The 20,984-nt window shown below is 64.7% G+C and carries 22 protein-coding genes and 1 pseudogene; 15 read left to right on the plus strand and 8 right to left on the minus strand.

Annotated features, from left to right (window positions below):
• The first annotated feature begins 71 nt into the window (after window positions 1–71).
• The 8 genes and pseudogenes from RX329_RS07900 to RX329_RS07935 all read left to right on the plus strand — a co-directional run bounded on the left by RX329_RS07900 (window position 72) and on the right by RX329_RS07935 (window position 7,111).
• Window positions 72–1,199: a Re/Si-specific NAD(P)(+) transhydrogenase subunit alpha gene (locus tag RX329_RS07900; protein ID WP_007596279.1), complete on the plus strand. Its 1,128-nt coding sequence runs from the start codon at window positions 72–74 to the stop codon at window positions 1,197–1,199.
• 11 nt (window positions 1,200–1,210) lie between these two features.
• On the plus strand, window positions 1,211–1,528 hold the full coding sequence (locus tag RX329_RS07905) for a proton-translocating transhydrogenase family protein (RefSeq protein ID WP_007596278.1): 318 nt from the start codon (window positions 1,211–1,213) through the stop codon (window positions 1,526–1,528).
• A gap of 42 nt (window positions 1,529–1,570) precedes the next feature.
• Window positions 1,571–2,968, plus strand: a complete 1,398-nt coding sequence (locus RX329_RS07910; protein WP_085349147.1) for an NAD(P)(+) transhydrogenase (Re/Si-specific) subunit beta — start codon at window positions 1,571–1,573, stop codon at window positions 2,966–2,968.
• Window positions 2,969–3,138: 170 nt separating this feature from the next.
• The gene (locus RX329_RS07915; protein ID WP_018453814.1) at window positions 3,139–3,936 is read left to right on the plus strand and encodes an alpha/beta hydrolase; all 798 of its coding nucleotides are present in this window, start codon (window positions 3,139–3,141) and stop codon (window positions 3,934–3,936) included.
• Window positions 3,890–5,371 carry a sodium:proton antiporter gene (locus RX329_RS07920; protein ID WP_085359448.1) on the plus strand — a complete coding sequence of 494 codons (1,482 nt, stop codon included), beginning with the start codon at window positions 3,890–3,892 and terminating at the stop codon, window positions 5,369–5,371. The genes RX329_RS07915 and RX329_RS07920 overlap by 47 nt, the downstream gene beginning before the upstream one ends.
• A gap of 110 nt (window positions 5,372–5,481) precedes the next feature.
• Window positions 5,482–5,737 (plus strand): annotated as a pseudogene (locus RX329_RS07925) (ionic transporter y4hA); the annotation flags it as partial.
• A gap of 34 nt (window positions 5,738–5,771) precedes the next feature.
• Window positions 5,772–6,056, plus strand: a complete 285-nt coding sequence (locus RX329_RS07930) for a cupin domain-containing protein (RefSeq protein ID WP_085359446.1) — start codon at window positions 5,772–5,774, stop codon at window positions 6,054–6,056.
• Between the two features lie 92 nt (window positions 6,057–6,148).
• Complete coding sequence (locus tag RX329_RS07935) at window positions 6,149–7,111, plus strand: hypothetical protein (protein ID WP_085359444.1); 963 nt, start codon at window positions 6,149–6,151, stop codon at window positions 7,109–7,111.
• 27 nt (window positions 7,112–7,138) lie between these two features.
• Here the strand turns inward: RX329_RS07935 and RX329_RS07940 are convergent, their stop codons facing one another.
• Window positions 7,139–7,789, minus strand: coding sequence for a tetratricopeptide repeat protein (locus RX329_RS07940; protein ID WP_085349151.1), 651 nt, complete (start codon window positions 7,787–7,789; stop codon window positions 7,139–7,141).
• A 125-nt stretch (window positions 7,790–7,914) separates the two neighbouring features.
• Window positions 7,915–8,229, minus strand: a complete 315-nt coding sequence (gene rpsU / locus RX329_RS07945) for a 30S ribosomal protein S21 (protein WP_007614218.1) — start codon at window positions 8,227–8,229, stop codon at window positions 7,915–7,917.
• Between the two features lie 260 nt (window positions 8,230–8,489).
• Between rpsU and aqpZ the strand changes: the two genes are divergently transcribed.
• Window positions 8,490–9,212 carry an aquaporin Z gene (gene aqpZ, locus RX329_RS07950; RefSeq protein WP_018453820.1) on the plus strand — a complete coding sequence of 241 codons (723 nt, stop codon included), beginning with the start codon at window positions 8,490–8,492 and terminating at the stop codon, window positions 9,210–9,212.
• A 36-nt stretch (window positions 9,213–9,248) separates the two neighbouring features.
• Here the strand turns inward: aqpZ and RX329_RS07955 are convergent, their stop codons facing one another.
• Window positions 9,249–10,355, minus strand: a complete 1,107-nt coding sequence (locus RX329_RS07955) for a 5-(carboxyamino)imidazole ribonucleotide synthase (protein WP_317245602.1) — start codon at window positions 10,353–10,355, stop codon at window positions 9,249–9,251.
• Entirely contained in the window at window positions 10,352–10,840 is a 489-nt protein-coding gene (purE, locus tag RX329_RS07960) for a 5-(carboxyamino)imidazole ribonucleotide mutase (protein WP_007614214.1), read from the minus strand. Before purE ends, RX329_RS07955 begins: the two co-directional genes overlap by 4 nt.
• 141 nt (window positions 10,841–10,981) lie before the next feature.
• Between purE and RX329_RS07965 the strand changes: the two genes are divergently transcribed.
• Window positions 10,982–11,743: a GGDEF domain-containing protein gene (locus RX329_RS07965; RefSeq protein WP_085384897.1), complete on the plus strand. Its 762-nt coding sequence runs from the start codon at window positions 10,982–10,984 to the stop codon at window positions 11,741–11,743.
• Here RX329_RS07965 and RX329_RS07970 read toward each other — a convergent pair whose 3' ends face one another.
• The 3 genes from RX329_RS07970 to RX329_RS07980 form a co-directional block, all read right to left on the minus strand.
• Window positions 11,744–11,995 carry a hypothetical protein gene (locus RX329_RS07970; protein WP_007614211.1) on the minus strand — a complete coding sequence of 84 codons (252 nt, stop codon included), beginning with the start codon at window positions 11,993–11,995 and terminating at the stop codon, window positions 11,744–11,746.
• Between the two features lie 22 nt (window positions 11,996–12,017).
• Window positions 12,018–12,236, minus strand: a complete 219-nt coding sequence (locus tag RX329_RS07975; protein WP_007614210.1) for a hypothetical protein — start codon at window positions 12,234–12,236, stop codon at window positions 12,018–12,020.
• Between the two features lie 119 nt (window positions 12,237–12,355).
• A complete protein-coding gene (locus RX329_RS07980; protein ID WP_007596255.1) occupies window positions 12,356–12,562 on the minus strand; it encodes a YdcH family protein in 207 nt (68 codons plus the stop codon).
• A 327-nt stretch (window positions 12,563–12,889) separates the two neighbouring features.
• Between RX329_RS07980 and RX329_RS07985 the strand changes: the two genes are divergently transcribed.
• Window positions 12,890–13,069, plus strand: a complete 180-nt coding sequence (locus tag RX329_RS07985) for a YdcH family protein (protein WP_007596254.1) — start codon at window positions 12,890–12,892, stop codon at window positions 13,067–13,069.
• A 167-nt stretch (window positions 13,070–13,236) separates the two neighbouring features.
• Here RX329_RS07985 and RX329_RS07990 read toward each other — a convergent pair whose 3' ends face one another.
• Window positions 13,237–14,340, minus strand: coding sequence for an NAD(P)/FAD-dependent oxidoreductase (locus RX329_RS07990; protein WP_018453826.1), 1,104 nt, complete (start codon window positions 14,338–14,340; stop codon window positions 13,237–13,239).
• A 202-nt stretch (window positions 14,341–14,542) separates the two neighbouring features.
• Between RX329_RS07990 and RX329_RS07995 the strand changes: the two genes are divergently transcribed.
• The 4 genes from RX329_RS07995 (at window position 14,543) to RX329_RS08010 (ending at window position 20,982) form a co-directional block, all read left to right on the plus strand.
• Window positions 14,543–17,230: an EAL domain-containing protein gene (locus tag RX329_RS07995; RefSeq protein ID WP_018453827.1), complete on the plus strand. Its 2,688-nt coding sequence runs from the start codon at window positions 14,543–14,545 to the stop codon at window positions 17,228–17,230.
• 138 nt (window positions 17,231–17,368) lie between these two features.
• Entirely contained in the window at window positions 17,369–18,826 is a 1,458-nt protein-coding gene (locus RX329_RS08000) for a glycerol-3-phosphate dehydrogenase (RefSeq protein WP_317246391.1), read from the plus strand.
• Between the two features lie 75 nt (window positions 18,827–18,901).
• On the plus strand, window positions 18,902–20,071 hold the full coding sequence (locus tag RX329_RS08005) for an ABC transporter ATP-binding protein (protein WP_085359442.1): 1,170 nt from the start codon (window positions 18,902–18,904) through the stop codon (window positions 20,069–20,071).
• On the plus strand, window positions 20,068–20,982 hold the full coding sequence (locus RX329_RS08010) for an ABC transporter permease (RefSeq protein WP_085359440.1): 915 nt from the start codon (window positions 20,068–20,070) through the stop codon (window positions 20,980–20,982). The genes RX329_RS08005 and RX329_RS08010 overlap by 4 nt, the downstream gene beginning before the upstream one ends.
• Window positions 20,983–20,984: the final 2 nt, after the last annotated feature.

Here is a 20,984-nt window from a genome sequence, read left to right on the forward strand (position 1 = left end):
ACCGGTATCCAACGTTGCGGGAGTAACGCTAAGTTCGCGTGCGCGCTTCTTCCCGCGTCGCCGGAGGGCCTATGAAGATCGCCGTTGCCAAGGAAATCGATCCGTCGGAGCCGCGGGTCGCCGCTTCGCCGGATACGGTGAAGAAGTTCAAGGCGTTGGGCGCCGAGATCGCCGTCGAGCCGGGCGCCGGCCTCAAGTCGGGCCTGCCGGACTCCGAATTCACCGCCGTGGGCGCCACCGTCAGCGCCGACGCGCTGAAGGACGCCGACATCATCATCAAGGTGAAGCGCCCTGAAGCCTCCGAGTTGGCGCAGTACAAGCGCGGCGCGCTCGTCATCGCCATCATGGACCCCTACGGCAACGAGGCCGCGCTGAAGACGATCGCCGATGCCGGTGTCTCCGCCTTCGCGATGGAATTGATGCCGCGCATCACGCGCGCGCAGGTGATGGACGTGCTGTCCTCGCAGGCCAACCTCGCCGGCTACCGCGCCGTGATCGAGGGCGCGGAGGCCTTCGGACGCGCCTTCCCGATGATGATGACCGCGGCCGGCACGGTGCCCGCCGCCAAAGTGTTCGTGATGGGCGTCGGCGTCGCCGGCCTCCAGGCGATCGCGACCGCACGCCGTCTCGGCGCCGTCGTCACCGCGACCGACGTCCGGCCCGCCACCAAGGAGCAGGTCGAATCGCTCGGTGCAAAATTCCTCGCCGTCGAGGACGAGGAATTCAAGAACGCGCAGACCGCCGGCGGCTACGCCAAGGAAATGTCCAAGGAATACCAGGCCAAGCAGGCCGCGCTCACCGCCGAGCACATCAAGAAGCAGGACATCGTGATCACCACCGCGCTGATTCCGGGCCGGCCTGCGCCGAGGCTCGTCACGGCTGACATGGTCAAGTCGATGAAGCCGGGATCGGTGCTGGTCGATCTCGCCGTCGAGCGCGGCGGCAATGTCGAAGGCGTCAAAGCGGGCGAGGTCGCCGAGGTCGATGGCATCAAGATCGTCGGCTACACCAACGTCGCCGGCCGCGTCGCGGCGTCGGCCTCCAGCCTCTACGCGCGCAATTTGTTCAACTTCATCGAAACGATGGTCGACAAGACCAGCAAGGCGCTGGCCGTGAACTGGGACGACGAACTCGTCAAGGCGACCGCGCTGACCAGGGACGGCGCCGTCATCCACCCGAATTTCCAGCCGAAAGCGTAAGGAGAGCCGTCATGGAGCATATTGCACAGGTCGTCGATCCCTTCGTCTTCCGGCTGTCGATCTTCGTTCTCGCCGTCTTCGTCGGCTATTTCGTGGTGTGGTCGGTGACCCCGGCGCTGCATACGCCGCTGATGAGCGTGACCAATGCGATCTCCTCGGTGATCGTGGTCGGCGCGCTGCTCGCGGTCGGCGTCGGCATGATCTCGAGCGGCTCAGGCTGGGCGCGCGGCTTCGGCTTCATCGCGCTCATTTTCGCCTGCGTGAATATCTTCGGCGGCTTCCTTGTCACCCAGCGCATGCTGGCGATGTACAAGAAGAAGGTGAAGTGAGCGGCGTGCACCTCGGGGTGACAAAGACAAAGGGGACCTGAGATGAACGCCAATCTGGCTGCAGTTCTGTATCTCGTGGCGGGTGTGCTGTTCATCCTGTCACTGCGCGGGCTGTCCAGCCCCGCCTCATCGCGGCAGGGTAATTTCTTCGGCATGATCGGCATGGCGATCGCGGTCGCCACCACGCTGGCCAGCCATCCGCCGGCGGACGGCCTCGCCTGGATCCTCGTGATCCTTGGCATCGCGATCGGCGGCAGCGTCGGTGCGGTGATCGCCCGCCGGGTGCCGATGACCTCGATGCCGGAACTGGTCGCCGCGTTCCATTCGCTGGTCGGTATGGCCGCGGTGCTGGTCGCCGCCGGTGCGTTCTACGCGCCGGAGGCCTTCGACATCGGCAGCCCCGGCAACATCCATCCGCAGAGCCTGGTCGAGATGTCGCTCGGCGTCGCCATCGGCGCGCTGACCTTCACCGGCTCGGTGATCGCGTTCCTGAAGCTGTCCGCGCGCATGAGCGGTGCGCCGATCATCCTGCCGTTCCGCCACATCATCAACATTGCGCTCGCGATCGCGCTCGTCGTCTTCATCGTCGGGCTGGTCATGACGGGCAGCGCGCTCGACTTCTGGCTGATCGTCATCATCGCGCTGGCGCTCGGCGTCCTCATGATCATCCCGATCGGCGGCGCCGACATGCCGGTCGTGATTTCGATGCTTAACTCGTACTCGGGCTGGGCCGCGGCCGGCATCGGCTTCACCCTCGGCAATTCCGCGCTGATCATCACCGGCGCGCTGGTGGGATCAAGCGGCGCGATCCTGTCCTACATCATGTGCCACGCGATGAACCGCTCCTTCATCTCGGTCATTCTCGGCGGCTTCGGCGGCGAGACCGCGGCGGCCGGCGGTGGCGGCGGCGAGCAGAAGCCGGCCAAGCTCGGCTCGGCCGACGACGCCGCCTTCATCATGAAGAACGCGCAGAAGGTCATCATCGTGCCCGGCTATGGCATGGCGGTGGCGCAGGCTCAGCATGCGCTGCGTGAAATGGGCGACATCCTGAAGAAAGAAGGCGTCGAGGTGAAATACGCCATTCACCCGGTCGCCGGCCGCATGCCCGGCCACATGAACGTGCTGCTGGCCGAGGCCAACGTGCCCTATGACGAGGTGTTCGAGCTCGAGGACATCAACTCCGAATTCGCGCAAGCCGATATCGCCTTCGTGATCGGCGCCAACGACGTCACCAATCCGGCGGCCGAAGAGGACAAGACCTCGCCGATCTACGGCATGCCGGTGCTCCAGGTCTGGAAGGCCGGCACCGTGATGTTCATCAAGCGCTCGCTCGCTTCCGGCTATGCCGGCATCGACAATCCGCTGTTCTATCGCGACAACACCATGATGCTGCTCGGCGACGCCAAGAAGGTCACCGAGAACATCGTCAAGGCGATGTAGCGCGGAGGCAAGCGGGCCATTGCCAATGCGACGCGCGAGCAGCGCGTCGCGTGGCACACCGCTCACCAGGCGGCATCCGGCTGCCGTGACGTTCCGGCCCGCCTCGGGCGATGTCATGAAATTGCTGCCGAGCCGGTGCAAACCCTGAACAGGGGCCGGGTCGCGTCATCATGACCATCGTCAAATGGATCGCCATCCTGCTCGTGACCGTCTATTGCGCCGGTCTCCTCGTGCTGTATGTCAGGCAGCGCGAGATGCTGTTTCCGATCCCGCCCGTCGGTCGCACCACGCCGGACGCCGCAGGCTTCCCCGAGGCCGAAGAGCACGTCCTGACTACCTCCGATGGCGAGAATGTCATCGTCTGGCACGTGCCGGCGAAGCCAGGCCGCCCCGTGATCCTGTATTTTCCGGGCAATGGCGATTATCTCGCCGGTCGCGTCAGCCGCCTCAAGGCCATGACGGCGGACGGCACCGGCCTGGTCGCGCTGTCCTATCGCGGCTATGCCGGCTCGAGCGGGGCGCCGAGCGAGGCGGGCCTGCTGCGCGATGCCGCGGCCGCCTACGCCTTCACCACCGCGCGCTACGCGGCGGAGCGAATCGTCGCGTGGGGCTTTTCGCTCGGGACCGGCGTGGCGGTCGCGATCGCCTCGGAGCATCGTGTTGGAAAACTCATCCTGGAAGCGCCCTATACATCGACGGCCGATATTGCAGCTTCATCGTTCTGGTACGTTCCGGTCCGCCTGCTGATGCGAGATCCATTTCATTCCGACGAGCGCATCCCGCGCGTCACTGTGCCGCTATTGGTGATGCATGGCACCGATGACCTTGCCATTTCCATCGTGTTCGGAGAGCGTCTGTTCGCGCTTGCGCACGAACCGAAGGAGTTCGTTCGCTTTGCGGGCGGTGGACACGACAATCTCGATGCGTTCGGTGCGATTGAAACGGCGAGGCACTTCATTGCTTTCTAGACGGCTTGTCGTTCGGCGCGCGAGCGGGTTCATCGCCGCGATCCTCGTCGTGTTGTTGCCACAGCACGCATGGGCGGCGACCGGGCTCGACGGCGCGGCGATGCGCTGGCCGTATGCGCTGCCCTTTGCCGGCCTCCTGCTGTCGATCGCGCTCGGGCCGCTGCTGTTTGCAAAAGTCTGGCACCATCATTACGGCAAGATCGCCGCGGCCTGGTCGCTGCTGGCACTCGCCTCGCTCGTCATCCTGGCCGGGAGCATGGCGACGTTGGCGGCGCTCGTTCACGCCATGCTCGCCGAATATCTCGGCTTCATCGTGCTGCTGTTCTCGCTCTATGTCGTGGCTGGCGGCATTCTCGTGACGGGCGACATCAAGGCGACGCCGGCATCAAATGCCGGCATCCTCGCGCTCGGTACGGTGATGGCGAGTGTCGTCGGCACCACGGGGGCGGCCATGATCCTGATCCGCCCTCTGATCCGCGCCAACCGGCCGCGGCGCTACAACGCCCATGTCGTCATCTTCTTCATCATCCTGGTCGCCAATGTCGGTGGCGCGCTGAGCCCGCTCGGCGATCCCCCGCTGTTCGTCGGCTTCCTGCATGGTGTCGACTTCTTCTGGACCACGCGGACCATCTGGCTGCAGACGGCGATCGTTGCCGGACTGCTGCTCGCGATCTTCGTCGTCATCGACGTCTGGTGCTTCCGCAGCGAACCCTTGCTCGGCGCCGCCGGCGCCGCGAAGCCGGTCCGCATCCGCGGCCTCGTCAACCTGGTGCTGATCGCAGCCATCGTCGCGAGCCTGCTGGCCTCGGCGATGTGGAAGCCCGGCATCGCTTTCGACATTCTCGGAACCAGGCTGGAGCTGGAAGATATCGCCCGCAACGCGGCGCTGCTGGCCATAGCGGGCCTGTCGGTGTGGTTGACGCCGGACGAGCACCGGCAGGCCAACGGCTTCACCTGGGAGCCGATCCGCGAAGTCGCAAAGCTGTTCGCCGGCATTTTCATCGCGATCATCCCGGTCATCGCCATGCTCGATGCCGGCCATCACGGCGCGTTCGCCTGGCTGTTGTCGGCCGTGACCGCTCCGGACGGCACGCCGCGCGAGGTTGCCTATTTCTGGTTCACCGGTCTGATGTCGGCGTTCCTCGACAATGCGCCGACCTATCTGTTGTTCTTCGAGCTCGCCGGCGGCGACCCGCAGGTGCTGATGCACGAACTCTCGGGCACGCTCGCCTCCATCTCCATGGGCGCAGTCTACATGGGCGCGCTTACCTATATCGGCAATGCGCCGAATTTCATGGTGAGCAGCATCGCCAGCGAGAACGGCATCGAGATGCCGAGCTTCTTCGGTTATTTCCTGCGCGCCGGCGCGGTGCTGATCCCGCTGTTCGTGCTGCTGACGCTGCTGCCGTTCGCTCCGATCCTGCGCTGGCATTGAATCTGCCGCGCGATTGCTACTGCTCGGCTGAGACAATTGGAGCCGATGGATGCGCGCGCACAATCCGACGCCTCGATCGGCCTGGATCTTTCCGGCGCTGGCCGTGCGAGGCGCATCTGTCGGGCCGGGCCTTGGTGCTCAGCGTCGTGCTGCTGCTGATTGCGCTGCTGGCGGTCGTGTTGCTGTCCAAGAAATTCTCGCTGGTGGTCGATGCCGTCGCGGCCAGGATCGGCGCGCCGCCTGCCTTTGCTCCTGACCTTCTTCCTGAGCATGCTGACCTTCGGTACGGGCAGGACCAATGTCCTGTTCGGGCTGGTCCATAAGGTGGTATTTGCCGTCTACGTGTTCGTGGTTTTCGTGCCCTGAACCGGTTTTCCGGATATGCCCCAGGAGAGTTCCGATGCTTGCCGCCGAGTCCGAGGTTCAGGTCGACAATGAGCAGGTTCGGGTGACCGAGTGGCGGCTCGCGCCAAACAGCGCCACCGGGCATCACACCCATGGCATGGACTACGTCATTGTTCCCATGGTCGGAGGGGAAATGACCATCGTGGCGCCCGATGGCGAGCGGTCCAAAGCACAGCTTGCGGCCGGGAAATCCTATTTTCGCAAGGCCGGCGTCCAGCACGACGTGCTTAACGAAACCGCAACCGAGATCGTGTTCCTTGAGGTTGAGCTGAAGTCGTAAGTCCGGCGTACCCCTTTGCCATTGATCCGTCGCAGTTGATCCCTCACTATGCCTCAAAGTTCCCGCATCAGATCGCGCGGGGAGTGGCCGGAATGCTGAAATACATCGCTAAAATCTCGATGGACATCTTCCCCTCGGTGCTCGCAACGATCATCGGGGCGTATATCGTTAATCATTACATCAACGCCAAGCCGGCGGCGGATGCGCCCGCGGCCGTGACGGCGCCCGCCGAGGCCGGCAAGAACGGCAAGCCCGCCGATGTGGCCAACCTCCCCGCGCCCGGCGTCAAGGCCAAGGGCATCTCCGAGAAGAACGTGACGGACAAGCCGGCGGCCGAGAAGGCTGCCGATCATCCGGGCGCGGAGTCGAAGACCTCGACGGCGGACGTGGCACCGGCCGAGGCCGCCCCGCGCGGCAAGCCGTCCGGTCGCGAGAAGGCAGTCGCCAAGTCCACGCCGGCCGTCAGTGCAGCCGCTCCCGCCACCCCGGTGGTGGAGGCCAATTCGGCGCCCGCTGCTGCCGCGCCGGCCGCAGCCCCCGACGCCAACGATCTCGTGCGCGCTGCTATCGAGCGCCTGCGCAAGTCGCCTGAGAGCAAAGCGGCTGAGGCCAAGGCTTCCGATACAAAGCCTTCCGACTCAAAGGCTTCCGACAACAAGTCTTCTGAGATCAAGGCGCCCGAGAAGACTCAGGAGCCTGCGGTGCGTGAAGCCGCCCGCACTCCAGAGGCCCCGCGTATCATTCCCGTGGATACGTCATCGGTGCGTCCGTTGCCGCCGCCGATCACGGTCTCGACACCCGCAGCCGAGGCCTATGGCAATGGCGGCTCGTTGCAGCCGAGCCCGCCCTACACGGCGTCGATCGGCAACGAGAACCCGAATCGGCTGACGCCGCCGGCTGATATTCCGGTCCCGATGATTGCGCCCCCGCTCGATCTGCGCGCCGATGCCGGCGCGTCGATGCCGCGGCCGAAGACCAATGTCGCCGACGACATGCTGTCGGGCGTTAAGTCCATGTTCCACTCCGTTCTGCCGAAGAGCGTCACCCCGGATTAAGACGGCGCCTGCGCTGCGCCAGACTTGTCAGCCGCCGACGCGGGCGAGGCCGCTGCGGGCGGCGTCGTCGCGTGGGCGAAGCGAGACCGCCTTGGTGTAGGACGCCGCCGCCTTGGTCCTGTCGCCCAGCCGTTCATAGGCTTGCCCGCGTATGGTCCAGACTTGGGCATTGTGGGGATCGGCCTCGGAAGCCTCATCCAGATCGGCCGCGGCCTCCTTGACCTTGCCGAGGGCGAGATAACTGGTGGCGCGGCCGAGCAGCGGCTCGACCTTCTGCGGGTTAAGGCCGCTCGCGGCACTGAAATCGGCGATGGCGAAGTCGTGCTGGTTCTTGCCCTGGTAGATCAGGGCGCGGCCATAGAGCGCCTGCGCATTGTAGGGATCGAGTCCGACCGCGTGATTGAATTCATCGAGCGCGGCCGCCGTCTCGCCGGACTTTGCCAGAGCCTGGGCCTTTGCCGTATGGGCCTGGGCTTCGCTGACATTGCCGGCGCTGACCACGTTCTCAGCGGTCGTGGCCGCCTTGGGTGCCTCCTGCGGCTTCTCCTTCTCCGGCGTCAGCGACCCCAGGTCGAAGGAGCAGCCGCATAGCGAAATCCCCATCAAGGCCAGCGCAAACGGCTGCTGCAAGATCTGCCGGAGCCGCGCCAAGCCGCGCTTGGGGAGAGGGGAGGCCATCTACGGTTCGCTCGCGCTAGTGCCGCATCGGTAGTGCCCCATCCCAGCAAGGCACCGCTCACAAAACAATAACGCGGGCCAGGGGCCCGCGTCATCGAAAAGTGAAATCTCTCAAGTCGGGTAAATCAGCGCGGTCCGCGCGGACCAGCACTTGCACCTGCGCCTGCACCCGGGCCGCCGCGACCGCCACGATCACCGCCGGGGCCAGCACCGAACACCGGCTTCGGCTTCATCGGCAGCAGGCCTTCGCGCTGCAGCTTCTTGCGGGCCAGCTTGCGTGCGCGACGCACGGCTTCGGCCTTTTCACGGGCCTTCTTCTCGGAGGGCTTTTCGTAGTGACCGCGGAGCTTCATCTCGCGGAAAATACCCTCGCGCTGCATCTTCTTCTTCAGCGCCTTGAGGGCTTGATCGACATTGTTATCGCGAACGAGAACCTGCACGCGGCATCCTCTTCAGTGGATCGGATTTGAATTCTGGTAAATCAAAGGGGATGGCGAAACGCACAAGCCCTTAACCTTGAGGGCGCGGATGTATCAGACAAAACTTGGGATGTCCACCGGCCAAGCGGGTCTTCGGGCCAAGTTCAGCCATTAAATGAGGCAAAATACCTCCGTGCGGCCCTGATTTGGGAGATTTGACGCCAAGGGTGGGGCCGTTTCCGGAGCTTTGTTCCGGAATCTTTGAAAGCAGGGGACGACACATGGATATGAAGAAATACGCGGCCGAAGCTATCGGTACCTTTTGGCTCACATTCGCAGGTTGCGGAAGTGCGGTGATCGCAGCCGGCTTTCCGCAGGTTGGCATCGGTCTGGTCGGTGTCTCCCTCGCGTTCGGACTGAGCGTGGTCACCATGGCCTATGCGATCGGCCACATCTCAGGCTGTCATCTCAATCCGGCCGTCACTGTCGGTCTTGCCGCCGGCGGACGTTTTCCGGCCGGACAGATCCTGCCTTATGTGATTGCGCAGGTCGCCGGCGCGATCGTGGCCGCGTGGCTGCTCTACGTCATCGCAAGCGGAGCTCCCGGCTTCGACGTCAGCAAGGGGTTCGCGTCCAACGGGTACGATGCCCATTCTCCCGGCCAGTACAGCATGATCGTGTGCTTCCTCACCGAGGTGGTCATGACCATGATGTTCCTGTTCATCATCATGGGCGCGACTCACGGCCGCGCGCCCGCCGGCTTTGCGCCGCTGGCGATCGGGCTCGCGCTGGTGATGATCCATCTCGTCAGCATCCCCGTCACCAACACCTCCGTGAACCCGGCGCGTAGCACGGGGCCCGCGCTGTTCGTCGGCGGCTGGGCGCTGTCGCAGCTCTGGTTGTTCTGGGTTGCGCCACTGATCGGCGGCGCGCTGGGCGGGGTGATCTATCGTTGGCTCAGCGAAGAGCCCACTGGCGTCGTCGCGGGCGCGAAGACGGCATAACTGCAAAGCGGGATCGCGGCATGCGCCGCGGTCCCGTTATTTGCCGGTCGTGGGTCGCACTTCGGTGACATGTCCCATCTTGCGGCCCGGACGCGGCGCGCCCTTGCCGTAGATGTGCACCGTTGCGCCCGCGACGCTCAACCACTTGTCATATTCGTTGATCTCGTCGCCGATCAGATTGGTCATGGTGACGACTTCGCCGTGGCGCACGGGCTTGCCGAGGGGCCAGCCGGCAATGGCGCGGATGTGCTGCTCGAACTGCGAGACGGACGCACCGTCGAGCGTCCAATGTCCGGAATTGTGCACGCGCGGAGCGATCTCGTTGACCAGCACCTTGGGTCCGGTGCCGTTGGCGAGCACGAACATCTCGACGGCAAGCACGCCAACATAATCGAGCGCGCCCGCGATCTTGCCGGCGATACTGCGCGCTTCCTCGGCGAGCACGTCCGGGATCCGGGCGGGCGCACGGGAGATCTTCAGGATGTGGTCGCGGTGCTCGTTTTCGGTGACGTCGAAACACTCGACCTGGCCTGTGGCCGAGCGGGCGGCGATCACGGAAATCTCACGCTCGTACGGCACGAAGGCTTCCAGGATGGCCGATTTGGTGGCGAGACTGGTCCACACTTTCGCGACGTCGTTGCCCTCGCGGATGATGGCCTGGCCCTTGCCGTCATAGCCGAAGCGACGGGTCTTCAGCACCGCCGGAAGGCCGATCCTGGCGATCGCCTCGCGCAATGACGGGACCGAGGTGACGTCGGCGTAGGCTGCGGTGCCGATGCCCAGCCGCGTCACGAAATCCTTCTCGGCGAGCCGGTCCTGGGTGGTCTCGAGGATCTTGCGGTTGGGCAGCACCGGGCGGCGCGCATCCAGCACCATCGCGGCCGCGGACGGCACGTTCTCAAATTCGTAGGTGATGACGTCGACGTCGTTGGCGAACAGCTCGAGTGCTTCGACATCGGCATATTCGGCGCAGGTCGCATTCAGGACGACGTCGAAGGCCGGTGAGTCCGGATCGGGCGAGAACACCTGGCAGCGCAGGCCAAGCCGGGCCGCCGCCATGGCCAGCATCCGCCCCAATTGTCCGCCGCCGAGGATGCCAATGGTGTCGCCGGGCTTCAGCTTCACCTGCTTTGCGTCAGTCACGCCTTGTCCTCCGGGCGCTCGGCCACGGCCTCGGTCTGCGCCTTGCGCCAGGCGGCGAGGCGATCGGACAAGGCCGGGTCGGACAAGGCCAGCACGGCCGCCGCCAGCAACGCCGCATTGATGGCGCCCGCCTTGCCGATGGCGAGGGTGCCGACCGGGATGCCTGCGGGCATCTGGACGATCGAATAGAGCGAATCGATGCCCTTGAGCGTCCTGGATTCGATGGGGACGCCGAACACGGGCAATTCCGTCAGAGCCGCCGCCATGCCGGGCAGGTGGGCTGCGCCACCCGCGCCGGCGATGATGACCTTGTAACCAGCCGTCTTGGCGCCTTTGGCGAACGTAAACAGCCGGTCGGGGGTGCGGTGGGCCGAAACGATGCGGGTGTCGGCGGCAACGCCGAGCCCTGCGAGCGTGTCGGCGGCATGCCGCATCGTGTCCCAGTCCGACTGGCTTCCCATGATGATGGCGATCGGCGCTGTCATGACGTGAATTGTTCTCGAAAAACAGAAAGATAGGCCAGACTAAAGGTTCCGGCCGGTGGCTCGCAAGGCGGTGGCAAGGAGAAGGGAATGAACTATCCTGTCTTGGTGAATCCCCGCAAGCCTTCATTGAGCAGGATGCCCATGAAGAAACCAAAAAGGGCAAGCGCTGCGAAGGCCAAAAAGGGCCCGAAGGCCAGTGCCGGCCGCTCCAAAGTTGCTCTCAAGCGTCCGGCCAAGCGTCGGATCAAGGGTCCGGCGCGGCGTCCGACCAGGCCGTCGCAGCGGGCAGCGTCTGCCGATGACGGGGCCAAAGCGGCCATCGAGCCGGCCATCAACGCGACCATCCGCGAGCTCCGGAGCAAGCTCAGGGGGGCGCTGCGGCGGGTCGCGGAGCTCGAGGCGGCTGCCGACACCGATTTCCTGCTCGAAATTCCGAACCGGCGCGGCTTCGAACGCGAGCTCGCCCGCGCCGTCGCCTACATGAAGCGCTACCGCGCCAGCGGGGCGCTGATCGTGCTCGACGTCGATCGGTTGAAGCCGATCAACGATTCCTTCGGCCATGCGGCCGGCGACGAGGTCCTGAAGGCGATTGCCACCACGCTGACGCGGCAGATCCGCGCTTCGGACGTGGTCGGCCGGCTCGGCGGCGACGAGTTCGCGCTGCTGCTCTGGAATCTCAGCGAGACCGACGCCAAGGCGAAGGCCGCGGCTTTCGAGCAGGCCATCGACGAATTGTCCTTTGTCTTTCGCGGCCAGCACGTGAGCGCGGGCGCTTCCGCCGGCGTCGCCCTGCTCGGAGTGCAATCCGACGCCACGCGCGCCCTGGAGGAGGCCGATGCCGCGATGTATGTGCGCAAGGCGCACCGGCGGCACGAGCCGCACATCAGGCTCGTCAGCAGCTAGTTAAAGCGTGCCGAGGTCTTTCGGTACGTCGCCGAAGCTGCGGAGCAGTTTTGCGTCCCCGAATTCGCCGGTCATGGGATCGCCGCTGCGGCTGAACGCGACCGCGCCGGTGTGGCCGGCGCCGTGCGACATAATCTCGGCGCGCCGTAGCGCGGCCGCCGCGCTCTGGCATTCCTCGGCCGCACCCGCGACCGGCGATCCGTCCTCGTCGGTCAGGAAAGGTAATGCAACGTAATAGGTGACATCGGACATGGTCGGCTCCGATAGCTGACAGTCAGGCGGCGCTGCTCTTGCTCCGCATCTTGCTGCGCGAGGTCTCCGGAATGCAGCCTGCGGAAACCGCCGCCTGCAATTCTTCCAGCTCGGCCTCCAGATATTCATTGGCCATGATCAGCGCCTTGATGGTGCTGCGCAGATTGCCGTCGCACATCGCGATCGCCTGATCGCAGGCTTGTTCATAATGGCTGTTGTCGAGAAGGGCGGTTGCCGACATCTGCATTTTCCTTAGACGGTTTCCCCGGGGGTGTTGGGTGCTCAAATGTTCTTATTTTGTTCCTTTCGAGTCAAGCGGATTTACGTGCGGCGGGGCCGCCGTAAAGTTCTACCCGTGGATCAGGCGATGATGTCGGGCGTGATCTGGTCTTCGATGAACGCGATACGGTCACGCAACAACAGCTTGCGTTTCTTCAACCGCTGTAACCGCAACAGGTCGGGGGCGGGCGATTGATGCAGTGCATCGATCGCCACATCGAGATCTCGGTGTTCCTGGTGCAACCGGGCGAGCTCGGATTCGAGTTCGCGCGCATCTTCATTGGTCATGTCTGCGGTGGCCGAAAAACCGATAGGCGTGAGATTAAGGCTGTGGATGCCCTGTGGAAACTATCGTCCTTGCGCGCCGTGATCGCAAGCGATCTCGGGCTGTCGCGAGCCGATCTCCCGCGAGATATTTCTGCGGTCGCTCCGGCGTTGCGCAAGCGCATTGATATCACGGATTTTTCCCGCGTGGTTCCCTTACTCACGCTTCGTTACATATGAATTTCTAAAAATGACAGCGCGACGACTGATATCCATCGACAGAACAAATCGGTGATGTACACTTCCTCGTCCGGTCGAATCCAAGGTTCACCCCTACCGAGGAGGTTTCGAATGACAATTCAGGCACATCTGGTTGAATTGGAACGGAAGCACAAAACTCTCGAAAACGAATTGCACGAAGCTCTCGTGCACCTTTCAACAGACGACCTGCAAATTGTTGAGTTGAAGCGCCGGAAGTTGATGGTCAAGGACCAGATCGAGCGTCTCAGGCACGGCGACACGCTCCACTAGTAACCCCGTAACAGCGTAGAGTTGATCGCACCCTTTCAGGCAGGGATGGGAGCCTTTGCGCTCATCCCTGCCGCAAGGCGCGCAGCGTGCAAGGATTTGCGCGGCTCCAGCGTCTTGTCTGGACGCAGTTCTTTACGCGCAACCGGAATCCAATTCGCTTTAAACCACTAGATGTTTGCGAGCTCGGCGACGTGATCCGCGATCGCGAGCGATGACGTCAATCCGGGCGACTCGATGCCGAACAGATTGATCAGGCCTTCGACGCCGTGATCGCGCGGGCCCTGCATCAAGAAATCCTGCGTGGCCACCGCCGGCGGCACGATCTTCGGGCGGATGCCCGAATAGCTCGGCATGAGAGCACCGTCAGGCAACGTCGGCCAGTATTTGCGGATCGCCGGGTAGAAGCGCTCGGCGCGTGACGGGTCGACCTCATAGTCGATCGTCTCGATCCACTCGACGTCAGGGCCGAAACGGGCCTGCCCGGCCATGTCCAGCGTCAGATGCACCCCTAGGCCACCGGGCTCGGGCACCGGATAGATCAGGCGCGAGAACGGCGCCCTAGCATTGCAGCTGAAGTAGTTTCCCTTGGCGAGGTAGGCCGTCGGGATCCGTTCCAGCGGCATGCCCTCGATGTTGCGCGCCACGGTGGTCGCCGAGAGCCCGGCGGCGTTGACGAGGAGGCTGCATTGCAGCGTCATCGGCGCTTCGCCGCCCGCCTCGATCTCGATGACGCCGGCGGTCGCCTTGGCACGGATCAGCGGGGTGTGAAACGCGAAGGCCGCGCCCGCGTCCTCGGCTTCGCCGCGCAGCGAGAGCATGTAGGCGTGGCTGTCGATGATGCCGGTCGACGGCGACAGCAGCGCGGCGTCACAGGCGAGCGCCGGCTCCAGCGCACGTGCCGCATCACCCGTGAGCAACTGCATGTCGAGCACGCCGTTGGCCTCGGCATGCGCCTTGATCGATTGCAGCTTCTCGGTCTCTTTCGGATTGGTCGCGACGATCAGCTTGCCGCAATTCCTGTGCGGGATGCCGCGCTCGGAACAGTAACGATAGAGCGCGTGCTTGCCGTCGACGCACATGCGCGCCATCCAGCTTCCGGCGCGGTAGTAGATGCCGGCATGGATCACCTCGCTGTTGCGCGAGGAGGTGATGGTGCCGATGGCCTCGGCTTGCTCGAGCACGATCACCTCGCGCCCGGCTTGCGCCAGCTTTCGAGCCACCGCGAGCCCGATCACGCCGGCTCCGATGACGACGCAGTCCACCCTATCCATGGTCGTGCAGGGCGTCCGCTCGAAGCGACGATGGCCCCACGCCTGGGGAGGGCGGCGCGGGGGCTTTTTCCGTTAAGGAAGCATTTATCATGTCAGGGCAATTGCCGTATTTGATGCCACATTGTTCCGTTGCGCGTACAGGCGTTTACCCGATCCAAACTCGCGAGGCCAGACAATCCGACGTTGAAATCGCGGGTGGCTGATGGCTGAGAAGAACTGGCACGCGGGCAGCGCGCTTCCGATTGCGGTGCAGGCCGTCGTGTGCCTGGCCGCAGCGGTCGCGCCTGCGCGCGCCTTTGCCCTCTCAGACAGCTTCACCCCTCCGAGCTATCTCGGCGAGCTTGATCCCAACGTGATCTGGGAAGCCCTGATCGCGGGAATTGTGATCTGTTCGTTCTTCGCCGCGATCGCGCTGTGGATCCATTCCTCGCTGCGCCGGACCAGGCGTCTGCAGCTGCGGCGCAATGCCTTCGTCTCCTCCGCCATGAACAATCTCAACCAGGGCGTGGTGATGACGGATGCGCAGCGGCGCGTCATCTTCTGCAACGACCGCTATATCGAGATTTACGGCCTGGCGCGGTCGGATCTCTGGGCCAACATGAACGGCTACGAACTCCTTGAGCTGCGACGCAAGCGCGGGGTGCTCGGCGCCGCCTCCAACGACGAGTTCTACGAGAAGGCGGCAAGCACCAACGGCTTGATCACCGAACTGCCGGACGGGCGGGCCATCCTGGTGAAATATTTCGTGCTGCCCAACGGCGGCTCGGTGACGACGCATCTGGACGTCAGCGAGCAGCGCAGGCTGTCGCGGCAGCTCGCCTCCACCAAGCAGTTCCTGGAAACGGTGCTGGACAACGTGCCGGCCTGCGTGGCCGCAAAGAACATCGAGGATGGTCGCTACATCTTCGCCAACAGCGCCTATGAGCGGTTCTGGGGCTTCTCGCGCGACCATGTCGTCGGCAAGAACGCGCGCGAGCTGTTTGCGCCGATCTCGGCGGACAGCATCGAGGCGACCGACCGCACGGCACTCGATTCGCCGGACGGCCAGTTTCGCAACGAATTCGAGGTCGACCGCGCCGGTGAGCGACGCATGGTTGCCTCGATCCGGATCGTTGTCCGCAACGAGAGCAACAAACCCGAATTCCTGATGCTCGTGTTCGAGGACATCACCGATCGCCGCTCGCTGTCGAAGGAGCTGGAGAGCACGAAGAAGTTCCTCGAGCTCGTGGTCGACAACATCCCGGTGGCCCTGATCGTCGAGCAGGTCAAGGACGGCCGCTACCTGCTCGCCAACCGCAGCGCCGAGACGATCCTCAACCGCAGGCGCGAGGAAGCCACGGGCCTGACCGCGTCCGACATCTTCAATCCCAAGGAAGCCAAGCTGATCATCGCGCGCGACGAAGCCGCGATCAAGAAGCGTGGGATGATCACCGAAGAGCACCCGATCTCCACCAAGGACGGGCTGCGGCTGTTCCTCACCCGCCGCGCCACCGTGCTGAGCGACACCGGCGAGCCGCAATATCTGATCAAGACCCACGAGGACGTCACCGATCGCCGGCAGACCGAGTCGCGCATGGCGCACATGGCCTATCACGACGGCCTCACCGATTTGCCGAACCGTGCCGCTTTCCTGCAGGCGTTGACCCAGATGATCGAGGCCTGCGAGGGCACCGGCGAGGAGTTCGCGGTTCTGTGCGTCGATCTCGACGGTCTCAAGGAGGTCAACGACGTCTTCGGTCATGCGCACGGCGACAAGCTCCTGGTCGAGGTGGCCCAGCGGCTCCAGGACTCCGCGCGCGGCGGCGTGGTGGCGCGCCTGTCCGGCGACGAGTTCGGCCTGATCATCGACGGTAAGCAGCCGGATGCAGGTCTCGCGCTGGCGCAGCAGATCGGTGATGCCGTCGCTAAGGAATTCCAGATCGACGGCCGCCCGGTCCGCGCCGGCGTCACCACCGGCATGTCGATCTTCCCGCACAACGGCGCCGACGCCGCCTCGTTGCTCGCCAATGCCGGCGCGGCGCTGTTCCGCGCCAAGCAGAAGTCGCGCGGCACGATCAGCCTGTTCCAGCCGGAGATGGACCAGCAGATCCGCGATCGCCGCGTGCTGCACCAGGATCTCTCGATGGCGATCAAGAACGGCGAGCTCTCGCTCGCCTTCCAGCCGCAGGGAGCAGCGGGCCACAGCGTCGCCGAGAGCGAGATCATCGGCTTCGAGGCGCTGGCGCGCTGGCAGCATCCGGTGCGCGGCCAGGTCTCCCCGGCCGAATTCATCCCGATCGCGGAGGAAAGCGGCCTGATCGTCGAGATGGGCGAGTGGATCCTGCGCGAAGCCTGCCGCGAGGCCGCGTCCTGGCCGAAGCCGCTTCAGATCGCGGTCAACCTGTCGCCGGCGCAGTTCATGCACGGCGACGTGGTCGGACTCGTGCATTCCATCCTGCTCGAGACGGGTCTCGCACCCGGTCGGCTCGAACTCGAGATCACCGAGGGCGTGCTGATCGAGGACTTCGATCGCGGTCTGGCGCTGCTGCGCCGGCTCAAGGCGCTCGGCGTGCGCATCTCCATGGACGATTTCGGCAGCGGTTATTCCTCGCTGAGCTATCTCCAGGCATTCCCGTTCGACAAGATCAAGATCGACCGCGCCTTCATCATCAATCTCGGCCGCAACCCGCAATCGGCGGCGATCGTGCGCGCGGTGATCGATCTCGGCCATGGCCTGGAAATGTCGATCGTCGCCGAGGGCGTCGAGACGCTGGAACAACTCGCCTTCCTCGCCGCGGAAGGCTGTGACGGCGTGCAGGGCTATCTGCTCGGCAAGCCACTGCCGATCGGGAAATATGCCGGCCTCGTCGGTCGTGCCGAAGTCATGGAGCTTGCGCTCAAGACCGGCTAGAGCGTTTTTCGAGCGCAGCGGATGCGGGTTCGCGTCAAGAAAACGCGCCAAATCAGAATCTAGAGCCCCGTTCCGATTTTCATCGGAAGGGAAATGGCTCTAGAGATGGCGAGCGTTTCGCTCCCATTCGACGGCTTCATGGCGGATTACGATTTTGCGATCATCGGCGGCGGCCTGAACGGCGTCAGCCTCGCCCGCGATGCCGCCGGCCGCGGCCTGCGGGTCATCCTGTTGGAGCAGGGCGATCTGGGCGGCGCGGCGTCGTCGGCAACGCCGCGGCTGATCCATGGCGATCTCTCGGTTCTGGAACGGCGCGGCTTCCGCCGGGTGCGCCGGGCGCTCGCCGAGCGCCGGATCTGGCTCCGGATCGCGCCGCATCTGGTTCGGCCGATGCGCTTCGTGATCCCGGCGCATTCCGACGAGCGCCCACCATGGCTGCTGCGCGTCGGCCTGCTCCTCTACGACAGCCTCACCAGCCGGTGCGGCCTGCCTGCAACGGCGACCCTCGACATCACGCATCATTCGGTCGGCAACGCGCTGAAACGACCATTCGGCACGGCCTTCGAATATTCGGATTGCGTTGTCGACGATTCCCGACTGGTGGTGCTCACGGCACTGGATGCGGCCGAGCGCGGCGCCGTGATTCGGACTGGAGCGCGCTGTGTGCGCGCCGATCGAACCGACACATGGCGGCTCGCGGTGGTCGACCGCGGCCATCGTCGCACGATCACGGCCCGGGCGCTGGCCAACGCCACCGGCGGCTGGACGTCGATAGTCGCCGAGACCGTGCTGCGGCAGCCGCAACCCGCCATGGCGGCGATGCAGATGAGCCAGATCATCGTCCCGCGGTTGTTCGATTCCGATAACGTCTACGTCTTCCAGAACAGCGATGGCCGGCTGATCTTCGCGAGTCCCCTCGCGCGCGATTTCACCCTGATCGGAACAGTCACGCACGATTTCACCGGCGATCCTGCGATCGTCGCGATGCGGGGGGCCGACGTCAGCTATCTCTGCGAAGCGGCCAGTCGCTATTTCCGCGAGCGCGTTGCCCCGACCGACGTGGTGCGCGCGGTCTCCGGCGTCAACCTGACGCTGGCGTCCGCGCGCGGGCGTGATGGCACGACGCTGTTCGACGCGCGACGGCGCAAGGCGCCGCTGATCACGATGTTTGGCGGTGACGTCACCACCTCGCGCCTGCGGGCGGAGCGCGCGGTGACGAAGTTGACGCCGTTCTATCCGATGTCGCCGCCCTGGACCGCAGGCGCGGCGCTGCCGGGCGGAGATTTTGCCTGGGATCGTTTCGACACCGAGGTCGATCTTGCGCGTGACCGCTGGCGCTTTCTCTCGGAGGCGCAGGCCCAACGCCTCGTCGCGGCCTATGGCTCGCGGCTATCGGCTGTGCTTGCCGAGGCGAAGACCCGGGACGATCTCGGCCCCGCCTTCGGTCCCGAACTGACCGGGGCCGAGGTGCGCTATCTCATGACCCACGAATGGGCGCGTTTTCCCGAGGACATCCTGTGGCGCCGCTCCAAGCTCGGCCTGACGATGTCAGCGGGGGAATGCGATGCGCTGGCTGCGTTCATGGCGAATGCGTGAACGAACGGCCTCTAACCGGTTGAGTGAGGGACGATCGGCCGCTAGCGTGCGGCTTGATTGGGGTTGGCAGGAACCATGACTGACGAGTTGCCCAGAACAGACGCGGCTGCGGCTGCGGTCGGAGAGACGCAGTTCGCTGCCGGCGAGCCGTTGCTGCGCATCGAGGGCGTTGCCAAGACGTTCGGGACGTTCCGGGCCGTCGATGGCGTCTCGCTCGACATCAAGGCCGGCGAGTTCTTTGCGCTGCTCGGGCCCAGCGGCTGCGGCAAGACCACGCTTCTGCGCATGCTCGCCGGTTTCGAAGCGCCGGATCAAGGGCGCATTCTGCTCGGCGGCAAGGACATCGCGCAGGCGCTGCCGCATGAGCGGCCGATCAACATGATGTTCCAGAACTACGCGCTGTTTCCGCACCTGTCGGTGCGCGACAACATCGCCTTCGGCCTGAAGCGCGCCGGTATGGCGCGCGCTGACATCGCCACGCGTGTGGCGGAGATGGTTGCGCTGGTGAAGCTCGACGGACTCGAGAAGCGCAAGCCCGACCAGCTCTCCGGGGGACAGCGCCAGCGCGTGGCGTTGGCGCGTGCACTGGCGCGACGCCCGCAGCTCCTTCTGCTCGATGAGCCGCTCGCAGCGCTGGACAAGAAGCTGCGCGAAAGCACCCAAGGCGAACTGATGGAGCTTCAGCGCCGGCTCGGCATGACCTTCATCATCGTCACCCACGACCAGGAAGAGGCGATGACGATGGCGAGCCGGATCGGCGTGATGAGAGACGGCAAGCTCGCGCAGGTCGCGAGTCCCCGCGAACTCTACGAGGCGCCACGCTCGCGCTGGATCGCGGAGTTTGTCGGCGACATCAACCTGTTCGACGCCGAGTCCAAATTGCGCGACGGTCATCGTCTGGTCATAGGCACGCGCGATGCGGGACCGTTGGTGGTGGCGGAGCCGCGCGAGCCGTTCGGCGAGGTCAGATTATCGGTTGCGATCCGCCCCGAAAAGGTCAGGCTGTCGCGCCGTGGTCCGGCGAGGGAGGCCGGTCATGAAACGGCGATCAACCAGCTGGACGGCGTGATCGCCGACATCTGCTATCTCGGCGGCACCACCACTTACAAGGTGAAGCTCGAGGCCGGAGGGATGGTGCAGGCTTCGGTCGCCAACAGTGCGCGCCTTGATGTCGACGCCTACAGCCTGAACCAGCCTGTCGTCGCCTGGTTCACGCCCGACGACTGCGTGGTGCTGCCGTCATGAGCGGGCGCCGCATTTTTGCGCGACCGGCTCGCTTTGCCGCGATCGCGCCCTATGTCTGGATGGTGCTGTTCTTCCTGGTGCCGTTCGGCTTCGTGCTGAAGATCAGCCTGTCGCAGACGGCGATCGCGCAGCCGCCTTACGAGCCGGTGTTCGACCTGATGGCGGGATGGGGGGCGCTGAAGGCCGCCTTTGCCGCGCTGTCGATCGACAATTTCAGGCTGCTCGTCTCTGACGATATCTACGTGTTCGCCTATGTGCGTAGCCTCACCGTCGCCGTCACCGCGACCGCGCTGTTGCTCCTGATCGGCTATCCCATCGCCTACGGCATGGCGCGGCTGCCGGCGCGCTGGCAGGCCGTGGCGATGGTGCTGGTGATCGTGCCGTTCTGGACCTCGTTCCTGATCCGGATCTATGCCTGGATCAACATCCTCCAGCACGACGGCCTGCTCAACCAGATCCTGCTGGGGCTGCATCTGGTTAGTCAGCCCGTGGTGTGGCTCTCCACCGACAGCGCGATGTATATCGGCATCGTCTATTCCTACCTGCCGTTCATGATCCTGCCGCTCTACGCCACGCTGGCCAAAATGGAGCCGGTGCTGGAGGAGGCGGCCTCCGATCTCGGCGCGCCGCGCTGGCAGGTGTTCTGGCTCGTCACCTTCCCGCTGTCGCTGCCCGGCGTCGGCGCCGGCGTGCTGCTGTGCTTCATCCCCATCGTCGGCGAGTTCGTCATTCCGGATCTCCTGGCCGGCTCCAATGCGCTGATGATCGGCCAGACCTTGTGGCTCGAATTCTTCACCAACAAGGACTGGCCGGTCGCCTCCGCCGCGGCCATCGTGTTGTTGGTGGTGCTGCTGGTCCCGCTGCTGCTGTACGAACGGCTGCAGAAGCGGCAGCTGGAACAGGGGCGGTGAGG

Origin of the sequence: Bradyrhizobium sp. BWC-3-1 (assembly GCF_032917965.1) — a bacterium.
Taxonomy (GTDB): Bacteria; Pseudomonadota; Alphaproteobacteria; order Rhizobiales; family Xanthobacteraceae; genus Bradyrhizobium; species Bradyrhizobium canariense_D.